The organism is Fictibacillus nanhaiensis, from assembly GCF_023715445.1.
Classification (GTDB): Bacteria; Bacillota; Bacilli; order Bacillales; family Fictibacillaceae; genus Fictibacillus; species Fictibacillus nanhaiensis_D.
Genome location: NZ_JAMBOD010000001.1, coordinates 361,221 through 384,855, shown reverse-complemented (window position 1 = coordinate 384,855; position 23,635 = coordinate 361,221). Strand labels below are relative to the sequence as shown.

Below are 23,635 nucleotides of genomic sequence, written 5' to 3'. Positions count from 1 at the left end.
ATTGTTTTCGCAAAATAACCGGAAATGAAAGAGGGAAATGATATATTTTTAGGCATGGAGAGATGGTAAGTGAAGCAGTGGATTGTTGTTCTTTTCTTTGTAATCGTTGGGTTAACGGTCATGATTGGCAATCAAATCAGTCATACAACACAAAACTTTTAATGGGAAAACCCGGCTATAAGAAAAAGCCGGGTGTTTTTCATTAACAGGGGGTTTTTTTAAATGCTTCAAACACTGCTTGTCAGTGGTTACAAAGCTCATGAACTAGGGATTTTTAGTGACAATCATGAAGGGGTATACTACATAAAGAAAGCACTTCAGCAAAGAATTACGGCATTGCTCGATGAAGGTTTAGAATGGGTAATAATTAGCGGCCAGCCTGGAGTTGAAATGTGGACAGCGGATGTGGTCTTCGAGCTGCAGCTGGAATATCCGGATTTGAAACTGGCTGTCCTAACCCCGTTTTTAGATCAGGAAACCCGGTGGAAAGAGAATATACAGGAGAAATATCAAGAAATTCTCAGCAATGCCGATTTCGTGGATTCAGTAAGCCGGAAACCTTATGAGAGTCCGCAGCAGCTAAGGGTGAAAAATCAGTTTCTCGTCCAAAAAAGCGATGCAATTTTACTTCTTTACGACGAAGAAAAGGATGGGTCACCGAAGTATTATTTAGATGCCGCCAAGCAAAAGCAGGAAATGGACAATTCATACGAAATATTTTATATTACACCTTATGATTTGGATGTACTTGTCCAGGAAGAACAATGGAATCGTAACGAGTAAAAAGGATTAAAGAGAAAGAAATTGACATTTACGTCATGTAGTGAAAAAATAAATTTAGAATCTTTGTGTGAGGTGATTCACATGAGTGAACAGCGTTTTCATTTAACAGCAAAAGAAATATTGGAAAAAGACTTTAAACAAGGCTTTCGTGGCTACGATCAGGACGAAGTGGATAAGTTCTTAGATTTAATCATTAAGGACTATGAAAACTTCCAGAAGGAATATGACGCAGTCGTTCAGGAGAACAACCGTTTACGACGCGAAATGCAAAGTTCATCTGATCAGCCGACTCGCAGAATGCCTGCGGTAACATCAAGCACGACAAACTCAGATATTCTTCAGCGTTTGTCCAACTTGGAAAAACATGTTTTTGGCAGCAAATTATACGATTGATTCCAGTTATTATCCATTTGTTTTTATCATTCCAGCATGCTATAATGAATCTTGCTTTTAAAAAACTAAATCAATAACGTTCGGGTAATCGCTGGACCTAATTTTTTAGGTTTAGAGGAAAGTCCATGCTCGCACGGATCTGAGATGACCGTAATGATCGTGCCTGGCCAAAAAATAAGCCAGGGTAGCTTGGTTTGCTCTATGAGCTTACTGGGCTAACGGCAGGGAAAGCACCTAAGTCCTCTGGATATGGTGTTAATACCTTGAAAGTGCCACAGTGACGTAGTCCCAAGGGAAACCGAGGGAGTGGAACGCGGTAAACCCCACGAGCGAGAAACCCAAATTATGGTAGGGGAGTTTCCCAATTCGGAACTGAACGAATGGGAGAACAAAAAGCCAAGGCTTTTTGTAGATAGATGATTACCACCGGTGTACGAGGCAGCCAGCCGCTTGTAGTACTAAGGAACAGAACATGGCTTACAGAACGTTATTGGTACCTAATTAAAGCTGAATGAGGGCCCCGTTATCGGGGCTTTTTCTATTTACATAAAAAAGAACAGGGTATACTGATAAAAGACAATTAAATGCAAGGATAAAGGAGTTGCGGATATGACTAAATTAAGGCTGATTGCAACGGCTGCAATGGGACTTGAAGCCCTTGTGGCAAACGAGGTGCGGGCGTTAGGTTTTGAAAACGTACAAGTAGAAAATGGAAAAGTCTATTTTGATGGCGATGAAAAGTCGCTCGTTAAAGCAAACTTGTGGCTAAGAACAGCTGACCGGGTAAAGCTGGTTGTCGGAGAGTTTAGAGCTGAAACGTTTGACGAACTATTCGAAAAGACAAAAGCGCTTCCATGGGCAGATTATATTCCGGAAGACGGAGAATTTCCTGTTATCGGCCGCTCAGTAAAATCGAAGCTTTTTTCAGTGTCTGACTGTCAAGCAATCGTTAAAAAAGCCGTAGTAGATAACTTAAAAACTGAGTACAACCGTAAAACATGGTTCCCAGAAGATGGGGCTTTGTACCGTATTGAAGTCGCCATTCACAAGGACATTGCGACGCTGACGATCGATACGAGCGGAACAGGTTTGCATAAACGCGGATATCGTGAATTGCATTCAGGTGCCCCGATTAAGGAAACAATGGCTGCTGCTCTTATTATGCTAACAAACTGGACACCTGATAAACCATTTGTGGATCCATTCTGTGGTTCAGGTACACTGCCAATTGAAGCGGCAATGATCGGACAAAACATTGCACCTGGGCTTAACAGGGAATTTGCTTCTGAAAAATGGGACTGGATCGATAAAAAAGTGTGGTATGATGCAGTTGGAGAAGCACAGGATGTAGCAAAGTATGATCTTCCACTCGACATCCAAGGTTCTGATATCGACCATAAAATGATTGAACTTTCCATAAACAATGCAAATGAAGCAGGTTTTGAAGATTTTATAACGTTTAAGCAAATGCAAGTGCGTGACTTTACTACAAGAAAAGAATATGGGTGTCTCGTTACAAACCCTCCATACGGAGAGCGTCTGGGTGAAAGAGAAGAAGTAGCTCAGATGTACCGTGATCTTGGTGATGCCATGAGACCATATGATACGTGGAGTGTGTATGTAATAACTTCTAACGAAAAGTTTGAAGAGTATTATAGCAGAAGTGCTACAAAGAAACGTAAGCTATATAACGGTGATTTGAAGACTGATTATTATCAGTTCTTTGGAAAGAGACCGCCTAGACAACAGCAATCATAATGTCTTATCTGTTACTCAAACTTGTCGGCTTTTGTCGTGAAGTGTAAACTCGTGGATAATCGACTGGAATTCGTGGATTGAGGAGCAAAACTCGTGGATTGAAGCCAAAAATTTTTGGATTCATCCTGCAAACTTTCGGATTCCTTTGTAAAAATATAAATCACGTAAGGCTAGCTCATGCTGAGCTAGCCTTTTCTATTGGAAACTAAGGGGTTTCTTAAGATGATCAAATATAATTTCACGTACCGTATATATTTTATTAAATTTTTATTAGATTTCACAAAAAATCACAGTATTCTAAGCAATACTGGGTCGGTGTGAAATTTCTAGAAGGTCCTTTTCATTATTGAAAAGCCATTTGCTGATTTTTTTACGAGATGTGCTGAAACATTGAGATATGAATGCTATATACAGTTATAAGAGGTTTAAATACATTTAGACCCTGTACATACTATGTTTAAATTCATTAAAGGCAGGTTTTTAGTATGTACACTCATTTTAGTCATTTAAATAGTATCAGAAAAGCATTCCAAAGCATCTACCCTCATCTAGGGGATCATCATAAAGAAGAGATTCACCAGCTGCTTCATCAATCGATCGGTCATGTTACCAATATTGATCCTTCGTTTGCCCCATATGCGGAAATGTTTAAAGAGGATTTTTAATAAAAATAAAAACTGACCAGCAGGACTTTTTTATTGCGTCACGAATTCCTATAACGGTATGTTTTTTATGAAGACGTGAAGGGATGGATATTATTATGACGCAAACTAAAGTGAACGTTGAAAAAGAGTTTTTAGAGTATGTGAAGAAAATGGTACATGTGAATGAAGCGATCGGTCTTATGTATTGGGACCTGCGTACAGGAGCACCTAAAAAAGGAGTAGAACAGCGCTCTGAAGTAATCGGGACATTATCTTCCGATGTGTTTGCTATGTCTACTTCTGATGAAATGAAAAACTTTATTGAAGAGCTTTCTAAGCCAGAAGTTCAAGACACTTTATCAGACGTTACGAAAAAGACGCTTGAAGAAGTGAAGAAGGATTTTGAGCGCAACGCTAAGATTCCTCCTGCAGAATTCAAAGAGTATGTTATTTTGCAATCGAAAGCGGAAAATATTTGGGAAGAAGCGAAGAGCAAATCCGACTTCTCTCTATTCCAGCCTTACTTAGAAAAACTTGTTGAATTCAACAAGAAGTTTATCGGCTATTGGGGATATGAAGGCAACAAATACAACACGCTTCTCGATATGTACGAGCCAGGTGTTACGGTTGAGATTTTAGATGAAACGTTTTCAAAACTGCGCGACCGTATCGTTCCGCTTCTTCAAAAAGTAACAGAAGCAGGTCAGCCTGAAACGAAATTCTTGTTTGACCACTTCCCGAAAGACAAGCAAAAAGAATTCAGTCTGCATGTCTTAAAAGACATGGGCTATGATTTCGATTCTGGCCGCTTGGATGAGACGGTTCATCCATTTGCGATCGGCTTGAACCCTGGAGATGTGCGTGTAACGACGAAGTACATGGAGAATGATTTCCGTACAGCTGTTTTCGGTACTATCCATGAAGGCGGACACGCCCTTTACGAACAAAATATTTCAGAAGAGCTTGTAGGAACACCATTATGTTCAGGAACCTCAATGGGGATTCATGAATCACAATCGTTGTTCTGGGAAAACTTCGTTGGCCGTCACTTCGGATTCTGGAAGAACCATTATTCAACATTGAAGGATGTGTCAGGCGCACAGTTCAACGATGTTGAGCTGGAAGATTTTTATCGTTCGATCAACGTTGTAGAACCTTCTCTCATTCGTATTGAAGCTGATGAAATGACATATCCGCTACATGTTATCGTTCGTTATGAGATTGAAAAAGGCTTATTTAACGATGAGATTGAGGTAAAAGACCTGCCTCGTATCTGGAACGAGAAGATGCAGGAATATATCGGAGTAACTCCGAAAAATGATGCTGAAGGTGTTCTTCAAGACGTACACTGGTCAGGAGGAAGCTTTGGATACTTCCCTTCATATGCATTAGGGTACATTTATGCAGCACAGCTAAAAAATGCGATGGTAAAAGATATTCCAGACTTTGATGCACTTGTTGAAGCTGGAAACCTTCTTCCGATCAAAGAATGGTTAACAAAGAACGTTCATCAATACGGGAAGATGAAAAAGCCGATCGAAATTCTAAAAGATGTAACGGGTGAAGGTCTTAACCCAGATCATCTGATCGCTTATTTTGAGAAAAAATATAGCGACATCTATCGGTTAAACGGATAATTAACTCAAGAGCCGGCTCTCGTGAACAATCCGAGCATGCCGGCTTTTTAGATGAAAAGGTTTCATTTTTAATGATTTTGTCTAAAATCTAAATAAAAATGATATTGGGAGGAAGAAATAATGGGAGCTGCTACGAAAGAGGATATTAAGAACCTTTTAAAAATGAGAAAACGCATTGCTGTAGTCGGTCTATCCGATCAGCCGTTCCGTACATCATATATGGTTTCAGAATATATGCAGAATGCTGGATATGAAATTATTCCCGTAAATCCTAATGTTACAGAAGTTTTAGGACAAAAAGCGTATGCAACGCTTGAAGACATTGAAGGACAAGTTGATATCGTCAATGTGTTCAGACGCAGTGAATACCTGCCTGAAGTTGCACGTTCTGCCGCAAATATCAAAGCTGGTTTCTTCTGGGCACAGCTCGGTTTATACAATGCAGAAGCAGAAGAGATTTTGCAAAGTGCGACGATTCCTTATATTATGGATAAGTGCATTAAAGTGGAACATGCTATGATACGGTAGTAATGAACCACCCGCCACATACGGGTGGTTTTCCCATGCTTGTCTATATTCTCTACAAGGAACTAAAAAAAGAAACTCTTTTGAACTAAAGGTTTTTGTTCTTTAACCGAGAAATAAGAGGAGAATATACGGACAAAGGTAGTATAGAAACAAACGTTCTGCTATGATAGTAATACTGCAGCAACGTGAAAGGAGCAACACATTTTGGCAAGTAAATCATTATTTGACTACAACGATGATGCCATACAGGTGCTCGAGGGGTTAGAGGCCGTTCGTAAGCGACCTGGTATGTATATCGGCAGTACAGATGCCAGAGGTTTGCATCACCTCGTATATGAAATTGTAGATAACGCCGTTGATGAAGCTTTAGGCGGATTCGGTGATTACATACATGTGAAAATTCATAAAGATAACAGCATTTCTGTTGCAGATGACGGACGTGGAATGCCTACAGGTATGCATAAGCTTGGAAAGCCGACTCCTGAGATCATCTTCACCGTTTTACACGCCGGCGGTAAGTTCGGACAAGGCGGGTACAAAACATCAGGAGGACTTCATGGTGTAGGTGCGTCTGTTGTGAACGCTCTTTCTGAATGGCTTGAAGTAACCATCCACCGTGACGGAAAAACATACAGACAGCGTTTTGAAGATGGCGGAAAGCCTGTAACGACCCTTGAAGTAATCGGAAATACACGTAAAACAGGTACGACGGTTCATTTCAAACCAGACCGTACGATGTTTTCAACGATTAATTATAATTACGAAACACTTAGCGAACGTCTAAGAGAAGCTGCGTTCCTTTTAAAAGGAATCAAGATCGTTCTGGAAGATGCACGGAATGGCGAAAAAGAAGAGTTTCAGTTTGAGACTGGCCTTGAGGCATTCGTACAATATTTGAATGAAGATAAAGATACACTTCACCCAGTTGTTAGTTTTGAAGGAACGCAAAATGAGATCGAAGTCGATTTTGCTTTTCAATACAATGACGGTTATGCCGAAAATGTTCTGTCTTTCGTTAACAATGTTCGTACAAAAGACGGCGGAACACATGAGTCCGGTGCGAAAACGGCAATTACGCGAAGCATTAACGAATATGCCCGCAAAACAAACCTGTTAAAAGAAAAAGATAAGAACCTGGACGGCTCTGATATCCGAGAAGGATTAACAGCTGTGGTATCTGTCCGCATCCCAGAAGAATTTCTTCAGTTTGAAGGACAAACAAAGAGCAAATTAGGTACGAGTGAAGCACGATCTTCAGTAGATGCAGTTGTGGCAGGAAAGCTCGCTTATTTCCTTGAGGAGAATCCTGCAATTAGTGAAATGCTAATCCGTAAAAGTATCAAAGCTGCCCAAGCTCGTGAAGCAGCTCGTAAAGCACGTGAAGATGCCCGTAACGGGAAGAAGAACAAGCGTAAGGATTCCATGCTGAGCGGGAAGTTAACTCCTGCCACTTCTAAAAATCCTGAGCGCAATGAACTGTACCTTGTAGAGGGTGACTCTGCGGGTGGTTCTGCAAAACAAGGACGAGACCGAAAATTCCAAGCGATCTTACCGCTTCGTGGTAAAGTAATCAACACGGAAAAAGCAAAGCTTGCAGATATATTTAAAAACGAAGAGATCAACACGATCATCCATGCAATCGGTGCTGGAGTTGGTTCTGATTTTACGTTAAAAGATGTGAACTACGACAAGATCATTATCATGACCGATGCCGATACAGATGGTGCACATATTCAAGTATTGCTTCTAACGTTCTTCTACCGTTACATGAAGCCGCTTATCGAGGAAGGAAAAGTATTTATTGCACTGCCTCCTCTTTATAAAGTGAGCAAGGGAACTGGTAAAAAAGAAGTGATCGAGTATGCATGGGATGAAGATGAACTAAAAGCAGCACAGAAAAAAGTAGGTAAAGGCTACATCATTCAGCGTTATAAAGGGCTTGGAGAGATGAATGCGGATCAGCTATGGGAAACCACAATGGATCCTGATACACGTACACTGATCCGAGTTCGTATCGATGACGCAGCTAGAGCCGAAAAACGCGTTTCCGTACTAATGGGAGACAAAGTTGAACCACGCCGAAAGTGGATTGAAGAACATGTGGCGTTTGGCTTAAACGAAGAAACGAACATACTAGATAACGAGAACTTGTCTGCATTCTGAGGAGGTTTAAAGATTGTCACTGCTTGAGAAATTTAGAGAGCTGCCGTTAGAAGACGTAATCGGCGACCGCTTCGGAAGGTATAGTAAATACATTATTCAGGAGCGTGCATTACCTGATGCAAGAGATGGACTAAAACCCGTACAGCGCCGTATTTTATATGCAATGTACGCGGAAGGAAACACAAACGAAAAGCCATACAGAAAATCGGCTAAGACAGTCGGTAACGTAATCGGTAACTATCACCCGCATGGTGATTCTTCCGTTTATGAAGCTATGGTACGTATGAGTCAGGACTGGAAAGTAAGAAACGTTCTGATTCAGATGCACGGAAACAACGGCAGCATTGACGGTGATCCGGCAGCTGCCATGCGTTATACAGAAGCAAGGCTTTCTGCAATCGCATCTGAACTTTTAAGAGATATCGATAAAGAAACCGTTGAATTCGCACCAAACTTTGATGATACGACGGAAGAGCCGATCGTGCTGCCTTCTATGTATCCAAATTTGCTTGTTAACGGGTCAACGGGTATCTCGGCTGGTTATGCAACTGAAATCCCACCGCACCACCTTGGAGAAGTTATAGACGCAGTTACGATGCAGATCGATAACCCGGAAGTTTCACTCGATGAGCTCATGACGGTTATTAAAGGTCCTGATTTCCCGACTGGCGGAATCGTTCAAGGTGTAGATGGCATCAAGAAAGCTTTTGAAACAGGTAAAGGCCGGTTCATTATCCGTGCCAAGACAGAGATCGAGAGCTTAAAAGGCGGACGTCAGCAGATTGTCATCACAGAAGTTCCGTTTGAAGTGAACAAAGCGAATCTTGTAAAGCGAATGGACGAGCTTCGTTTAGATAAAAAAGTAGATGGTATCGCTGAGATTCGTGATGAGACGGACCGTACCGGTTTAAGAATCGTTATTGAACTACGTAAAGACGGTAATGCAGAAGGAGTATTGAATTTCTTTTTTAAAAATACCGATCTTCAAGTTTCGTATAACTACAACATGGTTGCGATCCATAACAAGACTCCGAAATTAATGGGTCTAAAGCATATTTTAAATGCGTACATTCAGCATCAGATCGAAGTTGTAACTCGACGTACGAAGTATGATCTTCGAAAAGCTGAGGAACGTTCACATATCGTTGAAGGTTTAATTAAAGCTATTTCAATCTTGGATGAAGTCATCGAGACGATCCGTGCTTCAAAAGATAAGCGTAACGCGAAAGACAATATCATCGAGAAGTTTCAGTTTACAGAACCACAGGCTGAAGCGATCGTTACGTTGCAGCTTTACCGTTTAACGAATACGGATATTACGACACTTCAGACCGAAGCAGAAGAACTCGAAAAGAAGATTACTTATCTGCGTTCTATATTAGATAGCGATAAGAAGCTATATAGCGTTATTAAAAAAGAACTTTCTGACGTGAAGAAGAAGTACGCCGATGATCGACGTACACAGATCGAAGCTGAGATTCAGGAAATTAAAATCGATATGGAAGTTATGATTCCGTCAGAAGACGTTATGGTTATGGTAACAGAAGACGGCTATATCAAACGTTCAAGTATCCGTTCTTACAGTGCCTCTAACGGCGAGCCGCCAGGCATGAAGGATACGGATTCACTGCTGCTCGTTTCTCAACTGAACACAACAGATACAATGTTGATGTTTACGAATAAAGGAAACTATATTTACCTTCCCGTCTATGAGATGCCAGAGATCCGCTGGAAGGACATGGGGCAGCATCTAGCGAGTATTGTCGGTTTAGATAAGGATGAGAAGCTGATTAAAGCATTCCCTGTCAAAGAGTTTAAGGAAGACCAATTCCTGATCTTCTTTACGAAGCAAGGAATGGCTAAGAAAACGGAACTCAGCCAATACAAAGCAACACGCTATAACCGTACATTGATGGCCGTTAAACTAAAAGGTGACGATGAATTAGTTGATGTGTCCTTAACGAACGGAAACCAAGATGTGTTTATCGCAACACACTTCGGATACGGCTTATGGTTCCATGAAGAAGAGATCAGCCTTGTTGGCCAGCGTGCAGCAGGGGTTAAAGGGATTAACTTAAAAGCTGGAGATCACTTAGTGAGCGGGTTTGCACTTCCGGAAAATCCGGAAACGGCCCAGATTATCGTTGCTACCCAGCGCGGGGCAATGAAAAAAATGAAGATTACTGAATTTGATAAAACATCTCGTGCAAAACGGGGACTCGTAATGGTAAGAGAATTAAAATCGACCCCTCACCGCATTGTCGGTATAAAACTTGTTACAGAAGATGAGAAAGAGTTCGTTCTTGAAACTGCAAGTGGTAAGCAAGAAACCATTACCTCAGCTAATTTCAAACCGGCAGACAGATACAACAATGGCTCATTTGTCGTAGACACAGGTGAAACAGGTGAAATTACAAGATTAAAGTCATTAATTTCAACAGATAGTTCCAAAGAGTAGCATATGCTGCTCTTTTTCTTCTTTCTATCAGAACATATAAGCAACTTAGAGAAAAGAGAGATACATAATGAAAAGCAATACACATCTATTAGGCGGTGTAGCAGCCGCTGCTTTATATAAAGTGGTTACTGACCTGCCGCCAGATACATTACATCATGAACTTACCTTTTTTGGAGCTGCTGTTTTAGGAAGTCTGTTACCAGACTTGTGCCATCCGGGTTCTTATCTTGGCAAGAAAACTAGTTTCCTATCAAAAACGATCTCTAAAACATTCGGACATCGTACGGTCACACACAGCTGGATCATGATTCTATTGGTGATGATGCTGCCAAACTGGATCGATTGGACATACGAAGAAAGTTTGAGTATGGGGTTAGTTGCAGGGGTAATCAGCCATATGCTGCTTGATGCCGCAACTTCCAGAGGCGTTCAGCTTTTTTATCCGCTGCCGGTTCGATTTCGCTTTCCTTTGTACACTAAAACAGGAACAAAGGCAGAGAATCATATAGCAACAGTTATCAGTTTACTAGCTTTTGTATTGATGATTCATCTTTATATTGTTCCCATATTTTAAAACCATAACTTAAAAAAGAGTTTAAATCCCTTCCTCAAAGGTAATACAACAATTGTATACACAAAATGAGGAGTGGTTAAGAATGGCTAAAATTGCAACGGTATTAGCAAACATGTTTGAAGATGTGGAATATACGGAACCGGCAAATGCTTTTAGAGAAGCGGGCCATGAAGTAACCGTTATTGGATCTGAAAAAGGTGCAACATTAGAAGGCAAACAGAAGGAAGCACAAGTGTCGACAAATGCAGCGATCTCTGAAGTTTCTCCTGAAGACTTTGACGCACTATTCATTCCAGGCGGCTTTTCGCCGGATATCTTACGTGGTGATGACAAGTTCGTTGAATTTACAAAGCATTTTGCAGATGAAGGCAAGCCAGTCCTCGCCATCTGTCATGGACCCCAGCTGTTAATCTCTGCAGAAGTTTTAGAAGGTAGAAACATCACAGGTTATAAATCCATTCATGTTGACCTAAAAAACGCCGGTGCAACAGTGAAAGATGAAGAAGTTGTCGTTTGCGGAGACAATCTGGTAACAAGCCGTCAGCCGGATGATATACCAGCGTTTATTAGAGAGTCGTTGAAGGTTTTAAATAAATAGAATAAGGATAACAAATAAACCACATAGACTTGGATCTGTGTGGTTTACTTATTTAGACCTTGATTAATAGGGTAGAGGTCGTGGGTTCGAATCCCTCTCAGATCACCATACATTTCATTAAATTTTAAGTCTGTAAACCTTGCAAGGGTTACAGACTTTTAGTTTGTTTTTGGTCAATTCCTTAAGTTATTTCGAAGAGTGAAATATGCTAACATTTTTCTACTAGACTGGTCAATGGCATCGTTTAATATATCAGCTGCTTCCTTATAGTCATTCGGCATTAAATAAGCATAATATTCTAACTTAATTTTAGCATTAGAATGCCCTAATCGATGTGATACTTTGACAAGATCTACACCTTTTGAAATAAGAATTGATGCATTGGCTGTGTCGGATATCGTGAAACCGAATTCGAGGGATTTTTTCTGTAGCAATTATCCTGTTCATCACTCGTAACACGTTCTGTGGATCTTGTATGGTGCCTGTCTCTTTACAAATCACCATCAAAATAAAGATTGCCAAACCGATCTTGCCACCAAATAAAAATTTCTCACGCCTGATTCCGGTTCTTGCCGGTATTGGCCCTTTATAAAATTGATAATCCTAGGTTACGCCTATTTGGGTTTTTCCCTTTGCGACATCCTGGCTAATGACCGGATCCAATCATTATTACTACTTAAGGTTCTATCTTTCCCGCAAGATACTTTAAATAGTTCACATTCTTTAAAACCTTTTCTTTTGAAAATCCGCATAATCAGCTACGATACGTAACAGTTCTATGCTTTTTCCAAAAAAAGCATAAATAAGTGCTAAAGAATCATCAATTCCAAAGAGAGCAAAAAGAATGACTTTTTTTCATCTCTTCCCCCCTCAAAACTAAATTTCAGATACAACTTGTATATGTTCATGATTAAAAAAAGGAAAACTTCCTACATTTTCATAAAGGTAAAAAGTTCTAGGTCTTTTAATAAGCCTTCTCTCTATTACGACTATAAAAACAACCCCATAATCGTCCGTATTATGGAAACGAACAATATGTAATTATTAAATGAAGTGGAATTTTTTAACTTACCGGGAGAGACAGTCTCATCCAATGTCTCGAGGGTCTCAACCTTACAATACTGTAAGGAAAATGAAAGGATAATCGATAAGTAAACCGACGGCAACATGATAGATTTATTATAGACAAAAGTTATCATGTTGATAGATATAATTACCATTGATTAATCATTTTAGCTAACTTATAATTTGTTTGTAACTTTATTTTTTTTAGTTTATGAATGGATAAAGGGTAATAAAGGATTTTTATTTGGATTATGATTTCTAAGCTAAAATTGCTATTTATATAGAGAAATATTAGGGGGGGGGCGGGACTTTGATCAATAAGATAATGATTTTATTATTTATTTCTATGTACGTGCTCGTATTTAACTCACAACCGGTTAGAGGAGATCTACTCGAGAAAAAAGACAATGTAAAAGTTGAGGTTGTGAAGACATCCTCTTTAACTTTAGAACAGAAACAAAAACAGAGTAATATGGAAAAAAACGTGTCAACTTCTATGGTTCCTAAAGCAACCCCAAAAATAACAAGCGGGGCCGTATATGCAAAGACAACTTCAGCAGTATATGGAATTCCTAAATCTTCTATAGTAGAAATTCTTTCAGACAGAGGTAACGGAAAATATTACTATATCAAATATAAGGGGAAGACATTCTACCTTACAAAAGGTTATTTATCCGTTCCGCCAAATCCTAAAACAGATAAATCAATAATGACCAACGAACAAGTCATTGCTTACATTAAATCAAGGAAGGTTACTTCTAAAACAGATTTTATGATTTTTACGGATATTAACAGGCAGAAGACGTACTTTATTCAGAAATACAGCTCAGGAGCGTATAAAGTTTTTAAAACCACATTAAGCGCTACCGGAAACAATGTTACCCCTACTATAAGGGGACAGTTTACGATCCAATCTAAGCGGCTCCACTTGAATAAAAAGGGTTCTGAGATTAATGCGATGTATGCCATGCAGATTACAGGAGCTTATTATTATCATAGTGTACTCACGAATAAATTCGATAAGATCAGTGATAATACGGTAGGAAGAAGAGCTTCACACGGTTGTATTAGAAACCCGATGGATGTTGCTAAATGGGCATATCAAACCATACCAATCGGAACCACTGTATTAATTGTATAGTGATACCATCTAGGGAAGACAAGCTGTTTTCTCTTTTTTATTCATGTGTAACTCCAGTTTCTCTAACTCAAAAATTGTGAAAATTATTCAAGAATTAGATCTTATCATTCTTGAAATATAAAAATCCAAATTATATGATTCAAAATAATTTCTTCGTGCATTAATACAGGTTCGGCATCGCTTTAAATTCAAAGATGTTGTAGTTTAATTTTTTTTTCAGTCTATAAAAAAAAAAGGAAGTAGTTTATAAAAATATTAGATCAAGAGGGGATATGGATTGGATAAAGAATTTGAAGAAACAATTGTTAAAACATTTTTTACTGAATTGTTGCATCTCTTTTTGAAATGGGTCCGATTGTTGAAAAACTACCTGAAAAATAAAATTGAAGCTTAGTTTCACACCAGGTGAAGAAGCTTTCTTTTATCCTTCCATTGAAACAATGACTGGAAGCGTCGTATAATTCCCTGATGTTTGTTCCTTCGCAAAAGAACAACGAGAAGGGGGCATTCCGTTTATTACATTTCATCTATTTTTTTTCAAGTAATAACTTCTTCAAATAACTGTCCTCTTGTTAAAAACCAAATGATTTTCAGCTCGTCATTTATAATTGGATGAACCCTGATATTCCTTAACATAGGAGTGTCTATTTTTTTGAGATGAATAGGGAAGCTGGAAAATTCCTTTATTATCCATTTAAATACTTAATCGATTCGATCAAAAATCCTGTATTGCTAATATTTCAGAATACTTATATTATTTTGTCTAGCATTAAAAAATTCATATGGAGGAGATATATCCTAGTTAAAGTAAAACCATGCAATTTTAGTAGAGGAACCATATAAAAAGTTGAGAGGAGTTCCCCCATTTTGAGAAATAGAGTTAGCGTATTGAATATTTCATTAGTTTTCCTATTATCTTTTATTCTCTTAATCAACCTTGTCCTTCCAATTAACACAATAGCACAAGGAAATCCCGTAGATATAAAGCCAGTGTCTATGGGTAAGAATGCTTTGGTTACCAATAAAGTAGATTCTAAACTAATCAAACAATTTAAGGATCAGAATCAGGTTACATTCATATTAAAGTTCAAAGAGCAGGTTGATACAAATCGTGTAGCGTTTGAGGCAGCAGAAAAGGCGAAGAAACAGAAACAAACAGCTGCAAGTACAAAACTTCAGGTCCGTTCTGCCGTTGTTTCAATATTACGAAATACTGCAATGGAGACTCAAGCTGGAGTGATTGATTATCTAGAGCAAGCAAAGCTAAATGGCGAAGTGAAAGATATCCAATCGTTCTATGTTGTAAATGCAATAGCTGTAACAGCAACAAAAGATGTGATGGACAAACTGGAAACATATCCGGAGGTAGCAAAAATTCTTCCGAATGAAACGCGGCAAATAATCACGCCGATCCAACCTAAGGTAAAAACGACCAATCTAAATTCATCAACGGTTGAATGGGGAGTTGAAAAAGTTGGAGCCCCTCAAGTATGGGATATGGGAATCGATGGAGCAGGAATCGTGGTAGCCAGTATTGATACAGGTGTTCAGTGGGAACATCCCGCTTTAATGGAAAAATACCGTGGATACAATCCAGCGAATCCAAATCAGGCAGATCATAAATTAAGCTGGTTTGATGCCGTCGATGGAAAAGAAGCTCCGTATGATGATTTAAAACATGGAACTCATACGGTTGGGACAATGGTTGGCTCAGAGTCTGATGGAAGTAACCAAATTGGTGTTGCCCCAGGTGCAAAATGGATCGCTGTTAAAGCATTCTCTGACCGCGGCGGTATGGATGTCGACTTGCTCGAAGCTGGAGAGTGGATATTGGCCCCAAAAGATGCTGAAGGTAATCCCCATCCCGAATTAGCTCCGGATGTCGTAAACAATTCCTGGGGGGGCGGGCCAGGTCTGGATGAATGGTACCGACCTATGGTACAAAACTGGAGGTCTGCCAATATCTTCCCAGTTTTTGCAGCTGGAAATGCCGGTTCTAATGGGGAAGGATGGGTTGCTTCTCCAGCGAACTATCCAGAATCTTTTGCAGTTGCGGCCACGGATGATCAGAATGCCTTGACGTGGTTCTCTTCCCGTGGACCAGCTCCATATGACGAAATGAAACCAGATGTATCAGCACCAGGTGTCGACATTCGTTCAGCTGTACCAACCAATGATTATGAACTGATGAGTGGTACATCAATGGCAACGCCACATATTACAGGTGTAGTTGCTTTATTAAAGCAAGCCAATGCATCACTGACGATTGACCAAATTGAAGAAATCCTCTTTGATACAGCCATCCCATTGACAGACTCAGAATTTTCATCCTCACCTAATTACGGTTATGGGCATGGGTTTGTTAATGGTTATAACGCAATAAAAACATTAAATAATGGAAATGGGAAGATTGAAGGTTTAGTCGTATATGATGGAAAAGATACAGCAAATCCAACCTACCAGCATACCTCTCCTGACTTTGTATATGACCAAGTTGTTTTACCAATAACAGTGGAAGTACAAGATAACATCAGTGTAGAGACAGTAGAAATTCAGTATTTAGTTGATCAACAATGGGAGACTATAAAAGCAGCAAGAACAGCTGGTGATTTTAGAAACGGGACGTATCAAGCTGTAGTTCCAGGTGAAGATATAAGGAAAGGTACATTTACGTATAAGTGGAAAATGGTTGATTATGGTCAAAATCAAGTAACTTCTTCCACCTATGATGTAGAAGTGAAGCCTGCGATTACGATTGGATATTTCCATGATTTAGAAACCGCTCCTGAAGGATGGTATTCAGAAGGATGGAATAACGATTGGGAATGGGGCAGCCCAGTAGCGGGACCTGGACAAGCTTATTCAGGACAAAAAGTATATGGAACCAATTTGGAGGGCCCTCACGCTGATAATTCGGATTCTTATCTCAATATGCCTCCTATCGACATTCCTGAAAGCGGAAATTCATATCTGCAATATAAGCAGTGGTATGATTTTAGTCCAGATGGAATCGAGGGTTCAACAGATTTCGGTGCGGTCCTAATCTCTACCGACCGCCAAAACTGGGAAATATTGACTAAAACAGAAGCTACTGAATTTGGTGAAAATGGAGTACCACTTGAGTACTATACAGATAATTGGGTTGATGCAGAAGTGAATCTTTCTGCTTACGCTGGAAAGCGGATTTATATCAGTTTCTATATGTTTACAATACAAACAGGATTTGATTGGGAACCTCATGATGGCTGGTACTTGGATGACATAGCATTAACTGATAAATCTCTAGTAGATAGTAAGGAAAAAAATATTGAAAAGACAACAGGAGTAATCCATACAAAAAAACAATCTAAAAATAGTGTATTAGCTCCGACGGCTACAATGGTTCAGAATACTTCTAGTCAACCTAATGTATTGCCAATCGGTGCAAAGGTAACGCTAGTAGACTCTGGATACTCAGTTGCAACTAATCCAGCAGATGGAAGGTTCTCCATGACACATAAGGCAGGGGAATTCACTCTTCGCGCTGAGGCATATGGTTTTCATTCCAAAAACCAAGCTGTTTCGATTCCAAAAGACGGAATCGTCGAAACAAACTTTAATCTTAAATCCTTAGGGAAAGGAACAGTAGAAGGGGTAGTCAAGGATCAAACGACAGGGAAACCAATATCAGATGCCATCATCTCTTTAGTAGAGGATGCCGCCATTACTCCTGTGAAAACGGATAGTAAAGGAAGATTTACACTTACAGCCTTTGAAGGTACCTATACGTTACATGTTTTCAAGAACAACTATGTTAATAATGATTACTCTATTACACTCCAGTCGAATAAGAAAACCAAACAGAATGTTCAATTGAAAAGATTTTTGGGAACTCCCGGAGAAATCGGCTATGATGATGGAACATCAGAAAGTTCATGGTTTTGGTACGGAGCTAAAAATGGCTTTGCGATTAGAATGTCATTGGAAGAAGGAGTCACTAAATCTTGGTTGACAGGCGGACTTTTTAAAGTTAATACTGAATTCTCTAGCCCGGGCTCAACTAGATTTCAAGTAGCTGTTTATGATTCCACCGGTGTTAACGGAGCTCCTGGTAAAAGAATCGCAGGTCCGTTTGAAGCAGCTGCGCGGACTGATGGGGAATGGACTCATGTCGACTTAACGGATAAAAACATTTTTGTCACTGAAGATTTCTATCTAGTCTATGTACAGCCTGAGGCTTCTTCCACAGGTACAATGCCAAGTCTCGAAAGTGATCAAAATAGCCCTTTCCATGACCGAAATTGGTTTCTGTATAATGGAACTTGGGAGCACAATACGGATCCACAATATGGAAACATGATGATTCGCGCGGTCATGAACAATGCGATCTCAGCACCTGTCATTGAAACACCGCAGGATAATACGTATACGGATCAAGATAAGGTTCTAGTAAAAGGGACAGCGATCCCTGCAAGCACTGTTACGATTCAAAGTAATGGCAAAAATGTAGGATCCGGCACCAGCAAACAGGACGGTACCTTCAATATCTCGATTAAATTGAAGAATGGATTGAATACGTTAACCGCCACAGCCTTGACGAAAGAAGGAAGTACAGATCCATCCTCACCAGTCACAATCATATTGGATCAAAAGAAACCGAAGTAAACTATCGATGTAATTAATGGTGGATCAGAAAAAGGTCAAGTGGTCACCGTTCGGGGCTTGGCAAAGATGATTACCTAGATAAGGTCATCATTAATGGAAAGGAAGCAGAAGTGGATTCAAAAGGCGCCTACATGCATCAAGCTGAAGTAAAAAGGGATACAATACTATTATCGTACAGACGACTGATAAAGCTAGAAACATAGAGTGAAAAACGATTTACGTTCGAGCCAAATAGATTGTTGTGCAGTTTGAATTCTATTAAGTCAATTTAGAAAGTTATAGTTTAATTTGGGACAGTTCACGCTTCTAAGAATAGGTGACTGTCTCTTTATTATTAGATTATTAGACTGTTTGAACTATTATATTATCTACTGTACTTTCGATGAAATTCATAATCTAAAATCCTTGTTACAGATTAAAAAAAGAATTTAATAGAATTTTTGTAAAATATTTTGAATAGTAAGTTATATGAGTTAAACTTTAAAATGGATTTACAGATATCTAAGGGGTGGGTGGGGAATATTGGAAATCAGGCAACTAGAACATTTTATGGCTCTTTGTGAAGAAATGCACTTTACAAAGACTGCTGAAAAACTAAGAATTGGACAACCTACTTTAAGCTACCAAATGAAAACATTAGAAGACGAACTTGGTGTTCGTTTATTTGATCGTTTAGGTAAGAAAATAGCAATTACAGAAGCTGGTAAAATTCTCCTTGAACACTGCAAAATGGTATTCGGGAATTTAGAAAGTGCTAAAGAACAAATAGAAGAGCTTCAAAATGTAAAAAGAGGAAAACTAGTAATCGGAACCTTGTCAGGAGATTTAAATCATATTGTGTCCTCGGTATTGTTAGAATTTCATTCCATATATCCAGATGTACAAATACAGATTTTCTCTTTAGATGATGTGGTTGAAAAGGTTATACAAAATGAATTTGATTTAGCCTTGACCCTTATGCCAGGAAAAGATGAAAGGTTAACAAATATTTCATTATACGAAGAAGAATTTTTCTTAGCTGTACGAAGGGATCATGTTTGGTCAGATAGAAATGCCATAGATTTTAAAGAGATTCAGCGCATACCTTTAATATTAAATCCTAAAGGTCATTGTTTTAGGCAATCACTTGATGCTGCGTGTAGTGCTGAAGGAATTCAAATCCAACCAATTATTGAATCAACTGATTCAAAGTCAATATTGAATCTAGTAAAGAAAGGGATAGGAGCTACTATTATATCTAATACACTTTTTTCTCTGGAAAATGAAGGGGTATTGAAGGCGATAAGGATTATGAATCCAGCTATTATTAGGGAAGTCACCATTGTGCACCATAAACATAAACACATTGGGACAGCCGCAAAAGGTTTTATTAAATTATTGATTTCACATGTGAATAGATGCAATATGCAATGTGGGAGTACTTTAATTTATTTATAGGTTTAAGAATATGGAAATTTTTATTACCCATCAAAATCCTATAACGGGTGATTAATTTTTTACAAGGTCCCGTTGCTCATCTTTTTATAATAACTATTGGTCCCGGTATTGAACTGGGATTATTTTATTATTTTTCTTTTAGGGGTATTAGAGGTAACATCAGGAAAATGGATATTATTTTTGAAGAAAAAGTTTCTGGAGCAACAAAAGGATCGTGAGCAACTTCAAAAAATGTTAGAGGATTTACAGGAAGGTGACATTATTTATGTTACGGACTTAACTCGGATCATTCGTAGTACACAGAATTTATTTGAATTAATCGATTACATACGAGGTAAAGAGGCAAGCTTAAAATCACTGAAGGACACATAGCTAGATTTATCAGAAGATAATCCATACAGCCAATTCTTAATTACTGTAATGGCTGGTGTTAACCAATTAGAGCGAGATCTTATTCGGATACGACAACGTGAAGGGATTGAATTGGCTAAGAAAGAAGGAAAGTTTATATGTCGATTAAAGAAGTATCATAAAAATCACGCAGGAATGAATTATGCGGTAAAGCTATACAAAGAAGGAAATATGACTGTAAATCAAATTTGTGAAATTACTAATGTATCTAGAGCTTCATTATATAGGAAATTATCAGAAGTGAATAATTAGATAATCTGTATTCCAATATGGGCAATATTTTTAAAGAAGAAAAGGAAATAATAGAATAGAAACTCCAAATAATTTAATTAACTGCCACGCTAGCTAAGAGCTTGCTAATAAGACTTCTGTTAAAAAAACAGCGAATTTTTTAGATGAGTGCTGCAGCTTTGTAAGGAAAGATCAATTAAATGAAAAATTAACTGAATGTAACTTTAAATAGGAGTGGGAATAGATGAAATGTATATCGATTTTAATAGCGGATGATGAAAAGGAGATTGCTGATCTGATTGCTATCCATTTAGGAAAAGAGGGTTACCATGTAATTAAAGTGTCTGATGGACTAGAAGCCCTTCATGTTATCCAGACACAATCGATTGATTTGCTGATCTTGGATATAATGATGCCGAAAATGGATGGATATGAAGTAACCCGTCACATTCGCGAACAGTATAATATGCCTATCATATTTTTAAGTGCTAAAACTTCTGATTTTGATAAGGTACATGGACTTGTGATTGGAGCAGATGATTATATGACTAAACCATTCACTCCCATTGAATTGGTAGCTCGCGTAAATGCTCAGTTAAGGCGCTTTACGACGTTGAATCAACCTAAGACGAATAAATCACACCTAGTATTTGGTGGACTAGTTATTTCTCCTGATCAACGTGCGGTTACTCTTTACGGTGAAAATATTGAGCTAACTCCCAAAGAGTTTGATATATTGTATTTACTAGCCAGTCATCCAAAGAAAGTTTATAGTGTGGAAAATATTTTTCTGCAGGTGTGGGGCGATGCATATTTTGTAGGTGGGAATACCGTTATGGTTCATATTCGTACATTACGAAAAAAACTTAAAGAAGATAAACAGAAAAACAAATTAATTAAAACTGTGTGGGGAGTCGGGTACACATTCAATGGTTAAAATCGTACGAAGTTTTCGCTCAAAGATGGTGCTATTATTTGGTTTAAGTATGATTTTTTCTGGAATTATAACGTTTATAGTCTTTAAATCACTCCAATTCTATTATCACTCGAATGTCCAGTATGGTGACCGACTGGAATATTATCGGAAAATTATGATCCAAATTGGCGACATTAACGTCTTTTTACTACTATTTATCCCGCTTTCGTTCATGTTCTTTTACTTACTCACGAAGCGATATTCTAGCTATTTTAACGAGATTTCAATCGGAATCCATTATCTCTCTCGGGGAGACTTTTCACATCAAATTCAAATCAAGTCAAATGATGAATTTCGAGATATTGCCCATGATATTAATTTGGCAAGTGAAAAATTGAAACAAGCTGTAGAAAGAGGAGATTTTTCGGAAAGCAGCAAGGATCAATTGGTCGTAAATCTAGCTCATGATTTGCGGACTCCGCTTACCTCTGTTTTAGGATATTTGGATTTGATCCTTACGGATGAGAGCTTGACAAAAGAACAAGTCAGACATTTTTTAACAATTTCCTTTACTAAATCTCAACGTTTAGAAAGGCTAATTGATGAATTATTCGAAATAACTAGAATGAATTATGGCATGCTTCCAGTTGAAAAAAAGAGAATAAATTTAACTGACCTGCTTAATCAATTAAGAGAAGAATTGTATCCTGTATTCAAAAAGAATCATTTGGTTGCTCGGATGGATAGTACACCCCATTTACCCATTTTTGGAGATGGAGAATTGTTAGCACGTGTGTTTGAAAATCTTCTAACCAATGCCATTCGTTATGGATATGAAGGACAGTATGTCGATATTAACGGCTTTATTGATGCAGATGAAGTGGTCGTTCAAGTTGTGAATTATGGAGATAGCATTCCTCCGGATGAACTCCCGCATCTCTTTGATATGTTCTATGCCGGTGACAAAGCACGAACGCATCAAGAAGGAAGCACTGGTCTTGGCTTGTTCATTGCGAAGAATATTGTAGAGCAGCATAATGGAACCATTACTGTTGAAAGCATTTTAATACGGACGATATTTGAGGTCCGTTTACCGCAGGAAAGTATATCAAATAGTCAAACTTAAATATAAATAAAGGATTTAAGAAAAATTTAATAATTACCCTACTCTTTTTTTAAATAGTTTCTCCTATCCTATAAGCAAGTAAGATCAAGGAGGAAACTGAAAATGAAGAAGTGGGGATTTTTTTTGTTTTTTATATTGTGTCTGGTATTTGCTGTCGATCCTATCACACCGTTGTTTCAAGATAAAGTAGAGTTTCAAAAAATTGATCAAAATCATCAAGGTAATTTAAATTTTCTAGGAACTTCTGAAAGTATCCAAAACAATGAGATTGCAACAGAACAGATCTATAAAGGAAATCTACTTTTGGTCAACAAAGAATATCCTGTCCACCAAGAGAGTATAAAATCGGATGTCGTAAATTTATTTACGCATAAAGAATTGATAAAAGGATACGGGTTGCTTAATAGTGATATTAAATTGTCAGAGGATGTCGCACTTAAATTTTCAGAGATGACAGCAGCTGCTGAAAAAGAAGGGGTTCATCATTTTATAATTAGTAGTGGATTTCGAGACTTTAATGAGCAAAGTGAACTTTACCAAGAAATGGGCTCTGACTATGCCTTGCCAGCAGGCTATAGCGAACACAATTTGGGTTTATCTATTGATGTAGGATCTACCCAAATGAAAATGAGTGAAGCACCTGAAGGAAAGTGGATAGAAAAAAATGCTTGGAAATACGGCTTTATTTTAAGGTATCCAAAGGATAAAACTGCTGTTACAGGTATTCAATATGAACCGTGGCATATCCGCTATGTTGGTTTACCTCACAGCGCGATTATGAAAGAAAAGAATTTCGCTCTAGAAGAATATATGGATTACCTAAAAGAAGAAAAAAACATTTCTACTAGTGTAAATGGGGAAAAATATGAGATCTTTTATTATCCTATTACTAAAAATACCACCATTCATGTGCCGACCAACCTTCGTTATGAGATATCAGGCAACAATATGGATGGTGTGATTGTGACATTGTTTCCCTGATCAGCACGCCGAAACTCATGAAGGTGAGGATGCTGAATGAAACTAACGAAATTATTGGATACCAAAGGAATGCATCAAGGTACCTTCAAGAAGGGCGTTACCTACAAAAAACAAATAAGTGAATCTCTGTTATTTTCATTTAATGGA

Annotated in this window: 16 protein-coding genes, 1 other RNA gene and 1 pseudogene; all 18 read left to right on the top strand. The window is 38.4% G+C overall.

The window, feature by feature from the left end:
• The first annotated feature begins 222 nt into the window (after positions 1–222).
• The 18 genes and pseudogenes from M3196_RS01965 (at position 223) to vanY (ending at position 23,488) form a co-directional block, all read left to right on the top strand.
• A complete protein-coding gene (locus tag M3196_RS01965; protein ID WP_251320572.1) occupies positions 223–783 on the top strand; it encodes a DUF1273 domain-containing protein in 561 nt (186 codons plus the stop codon).
• Between the two features lie 81 nt (positions 784–864).
• Complete coding sequence (gpsB, locus tag M3196_RS01960) at positions 865–1,176, top strand: cell division regulator GpsB (RefSeq protein ID WP_251320571.1); 312 nt, start codon at positions 865–867, stop codon at positions 1,174–1,176.
• A 76-nt stretch (positions 1,177–1,252) separates the two neighbouring features.
• An RNA gene (gene rnpB, locus M3196_RS01955) (RNase P RNA component class B) lies at positions 1,253–1,661 on the top strand.
• A gap of 124 nt (positions 1,662–1,785) precedes the next feature.
• The gene (locus tag M3196_RS01950; RefSeq protein WP_251320570.1) at positions 1,786–2,934 is read left to right on the top strand and encodes a THUMP domain-containing class I SAM-dependent RNA methyltransferase; all 1,149 of its coding nucleotides are present in this window, start codon (positions 1,786–1,788) and stop codon (positions 2,932–2,934) included.
• Positions 2,935–3,419: 485 nt separating this feature from the next.
• Positions 3,420–3,599, top strand: a complete 180-nt coding sequence (locus tag M3196_RS01945; protein ID WP_251320569.1) for a hypothetical protein — start codon at positions 3,420–3,422, stop codon at positions 3,597–3,599.
• Between the two features lie 95 nt (positions 3,600–3,694).
• The gene (locus M3196_RS01940) at positions 3,695–5,215 is read left to right on the top strand and encodes a carboxypeptidase M32 (protein ID WP_251320568.1); all 1,521 of its coding nucleotides are present in this window, start codon (positions 3,695–3,697) and stop codon (positions 5,213–5,215) included.
• A gap of 120 nt (positions 5,216–5,335) precedes the next feature.
• Positions 5,336–5,743 (top strand): CoA-binding protein, encoded by a 408-nt coding sequence (locus M3196_RS01935; protein WP_251320567.1) that lies wholly within the window; start codon positions 5,336–5,338, stop codon positions 5,741–5,743.
• Between the two features lie 204 nt (positions 5,744–5,947).
• Positions 5,948–7,906 (top strand): DNA topoisomerase IV subunit B, encoded by a 1,959-nt coding sequence (gene parE, locus M3196_RS01930; RefSeq protein ID WP_251320566.1) that lies wholly within the window; start codon positions 5,948–5,950, stop codon positions 7,904–7,906.
• Positions 7,907–7,919: 13 nt separating this feature from the next.
• The gene (gene parC, locus M3196_RS01925; RefSeq protein ID WP_251320565.1) at positions 7,920–10,364 is read left to right on the top strand and encodes a DNA topoisomerase IV subunit A; all 2,445 of its coding nucleotides are present in this window, start codon (positions 7,920–7,922) and stop codon (positions 10,362–10,364) included.
• A 67-nt stretch (positions 10,365–10,431) separates the two neighbouring features.
• Entirely contained in the window at positions 10,432–10,938 is a 507-nt protein-coding gene (locus M3196_RS01920; RefSeq protein ID WP_251320564.1) for a metal-dependent hydrolase, read from the top strand.
• Between the two features lie 82 nt (positions 10,939–11,020).
• Positions 11,021–11,536: a type 1 glutamine amidotransferase domain-containing protein gene (locus M3196_RS01915; RefSeq protein WP_251320563.1), complete on the top strand. Its 516-nt coding sequence runs from the start codon at positions 11,021–11,023 to the stop codon at positions 11,534–11,536.
• Positions 11,537–12,911: 1,375 nt separating this feature from the next.
• Positions 12,912–13,742: a L,D-transpeptidase gene (locus M3196_RS01910; protein ID WP_251320562.1), complete on the top strand. Its 831-nt coding sequence runs from the start codon at positions 12,912–12,914 to the stop codon at positions 13,740–13,742.
• Between the two features lie 867 nt (positions 13,743–14,609).
• Entirely contained in the window at positions 14,610–18,386 is a 3,777-nt protein-coding gene (locus M3196_RS01905) for a S8 family serine peptidase (protein ID WP_251320561.1), read from the top strand.
• A gap of 522 nt (positions 18,387–18,908) precedes the next feature.
• Entirely contained in the window at positions 18,909–19,823 is a 915-nt protein-coding gene (locus M3196_RS01900; RefSeq protein ID WP_251320560.1) for a LysR family transcriptional regulator, read from the top strand.
• A gap of 167 nt (positions 19,824–19,990) precedes the next feature.
• Positions 19,991–20,486, top strand: a pseudogene (locus tag M3196_RS01895) (recombinase family protein); the annotation flags it as partial.
• A 223-nt stretch (positions 20,487–20,709) separates the two neighbouring features.
• On the top strand, positions 20,710–21,402 hold the full coding sequence (vanR, locus tag M3196_RS01890; RefSeq protein WP_251320559.1) for a vancomycin resistance response regulator transcription factor, VanR-F/VanR-M family: 693 nt from the start codon (positions 20,710–20,712) through the stop codon (positions 21,400–21,402).
• Positions 21,395–22,507, top strand: coding sequence for a sensor histidine kinase (locus tag M3196_RS01885; RefSeq protein ID WP_251320558.1), 1,113 nt, complete (start codon positions 21,395–21,397; stop codon positions 22,505–22,507). Before vanR ends, M3196_RS01885 begins: the two co-directional genes overlap by 8 nt.
• Before the next feature lie 102 nt (positions 22,508–22,609).
• Positions 22,610–23,488 carry a VanY-A/VanY-F/VanY-M family D-Ala-D-Ala carboxypeptidase gene (vanY, locus tag M3196_RS01880; RefSeq protein WP_251320557.1) on the top strand — a complete coding sequence of 293 codons (879 nt, stop codon included), beginning with the start codon at positions 22,610–22,612 and terminating at the stop codon, positions 23,486–23,488.
• Positions 23,489–23,635 lie beyond the last annotated feature (147 nt).

Bases quoted from the DNA above. Each gene is read 5' to 3' on its own strand.
- M3196_RS01965 (WP_251320572.1), top strand. From the start codon at position 223: ATGCTTCAAACACTGCTTGTCAGTGGTTACAAAGCTCATGAACTAGGG.
- gpsB (WP_251320571.1), top strand. From the start codon at position 865: ATGAGTGAACAGCGTTTTCATTTAACAGCAAAAGAAATATTGGAAAAA.
- M3196_RS01950 (WP_251320570.1), top strand. From the start codon at position 1,786: ATGACTAAATTAAGGCTGATTGCAACGGCTGCAATGGGACTTGAAGCC.
- M3196_RS01945 (WP_251320569.1), top strand. From the start codon at position 3,420: ATGTACACTCATTTTAGTCATTTAAATAGTATCAGAAAAGCATTCCAA.
- M3196_RS01940 (WP_251320568.1), top strand. From the start codon at position 3,695: ATGACGCAAACTAAAGTGAACGTTGAAAAAGAGTTTTTAGAGTATGTG.
- M3196_RS01935 (WP_251320567.1), top strand. From the start codon at position 5,336: ATGGGAGCTGCTACGAAAGAGGATATTAAGAACCTTTTAAAAATGAGA.
- M3196_RS01920 (WP_251320564.1), top strand. From the start codon at position 10,432: ATGAAAAGCAATACACATCTATTAGGCGGTGTAGCAGCCGCTGCTTTA.
- M3196_RS01915 (WP_251320563.1), top strand. From the start codon at position 11,021: ATGGCTAAAATTGCAACGGTATTAGCAAACATGTTTGAAGATGTGGAA.
- vanR (WP_251320559.1), top strand. From the start codon at position 20,710: ATGAAATGTATATCGATTTTAATAGCGGATGATGAAAAGGAGATTGCT.
- M3196_RS01885 (WP_251320558.1), top strand. From the start codon at position 21,395: ATGGTTAAAATCGTACGAAGTTTTCGCTCAAAGATGGTGCTATTATTT.
- vanY (WP_251320557.1), top strand. From the start codon at position 22,610: ATGAAGAAGTGGGGATTTTTTTTGTTTTTTATATTGTGTCTGGTATTT.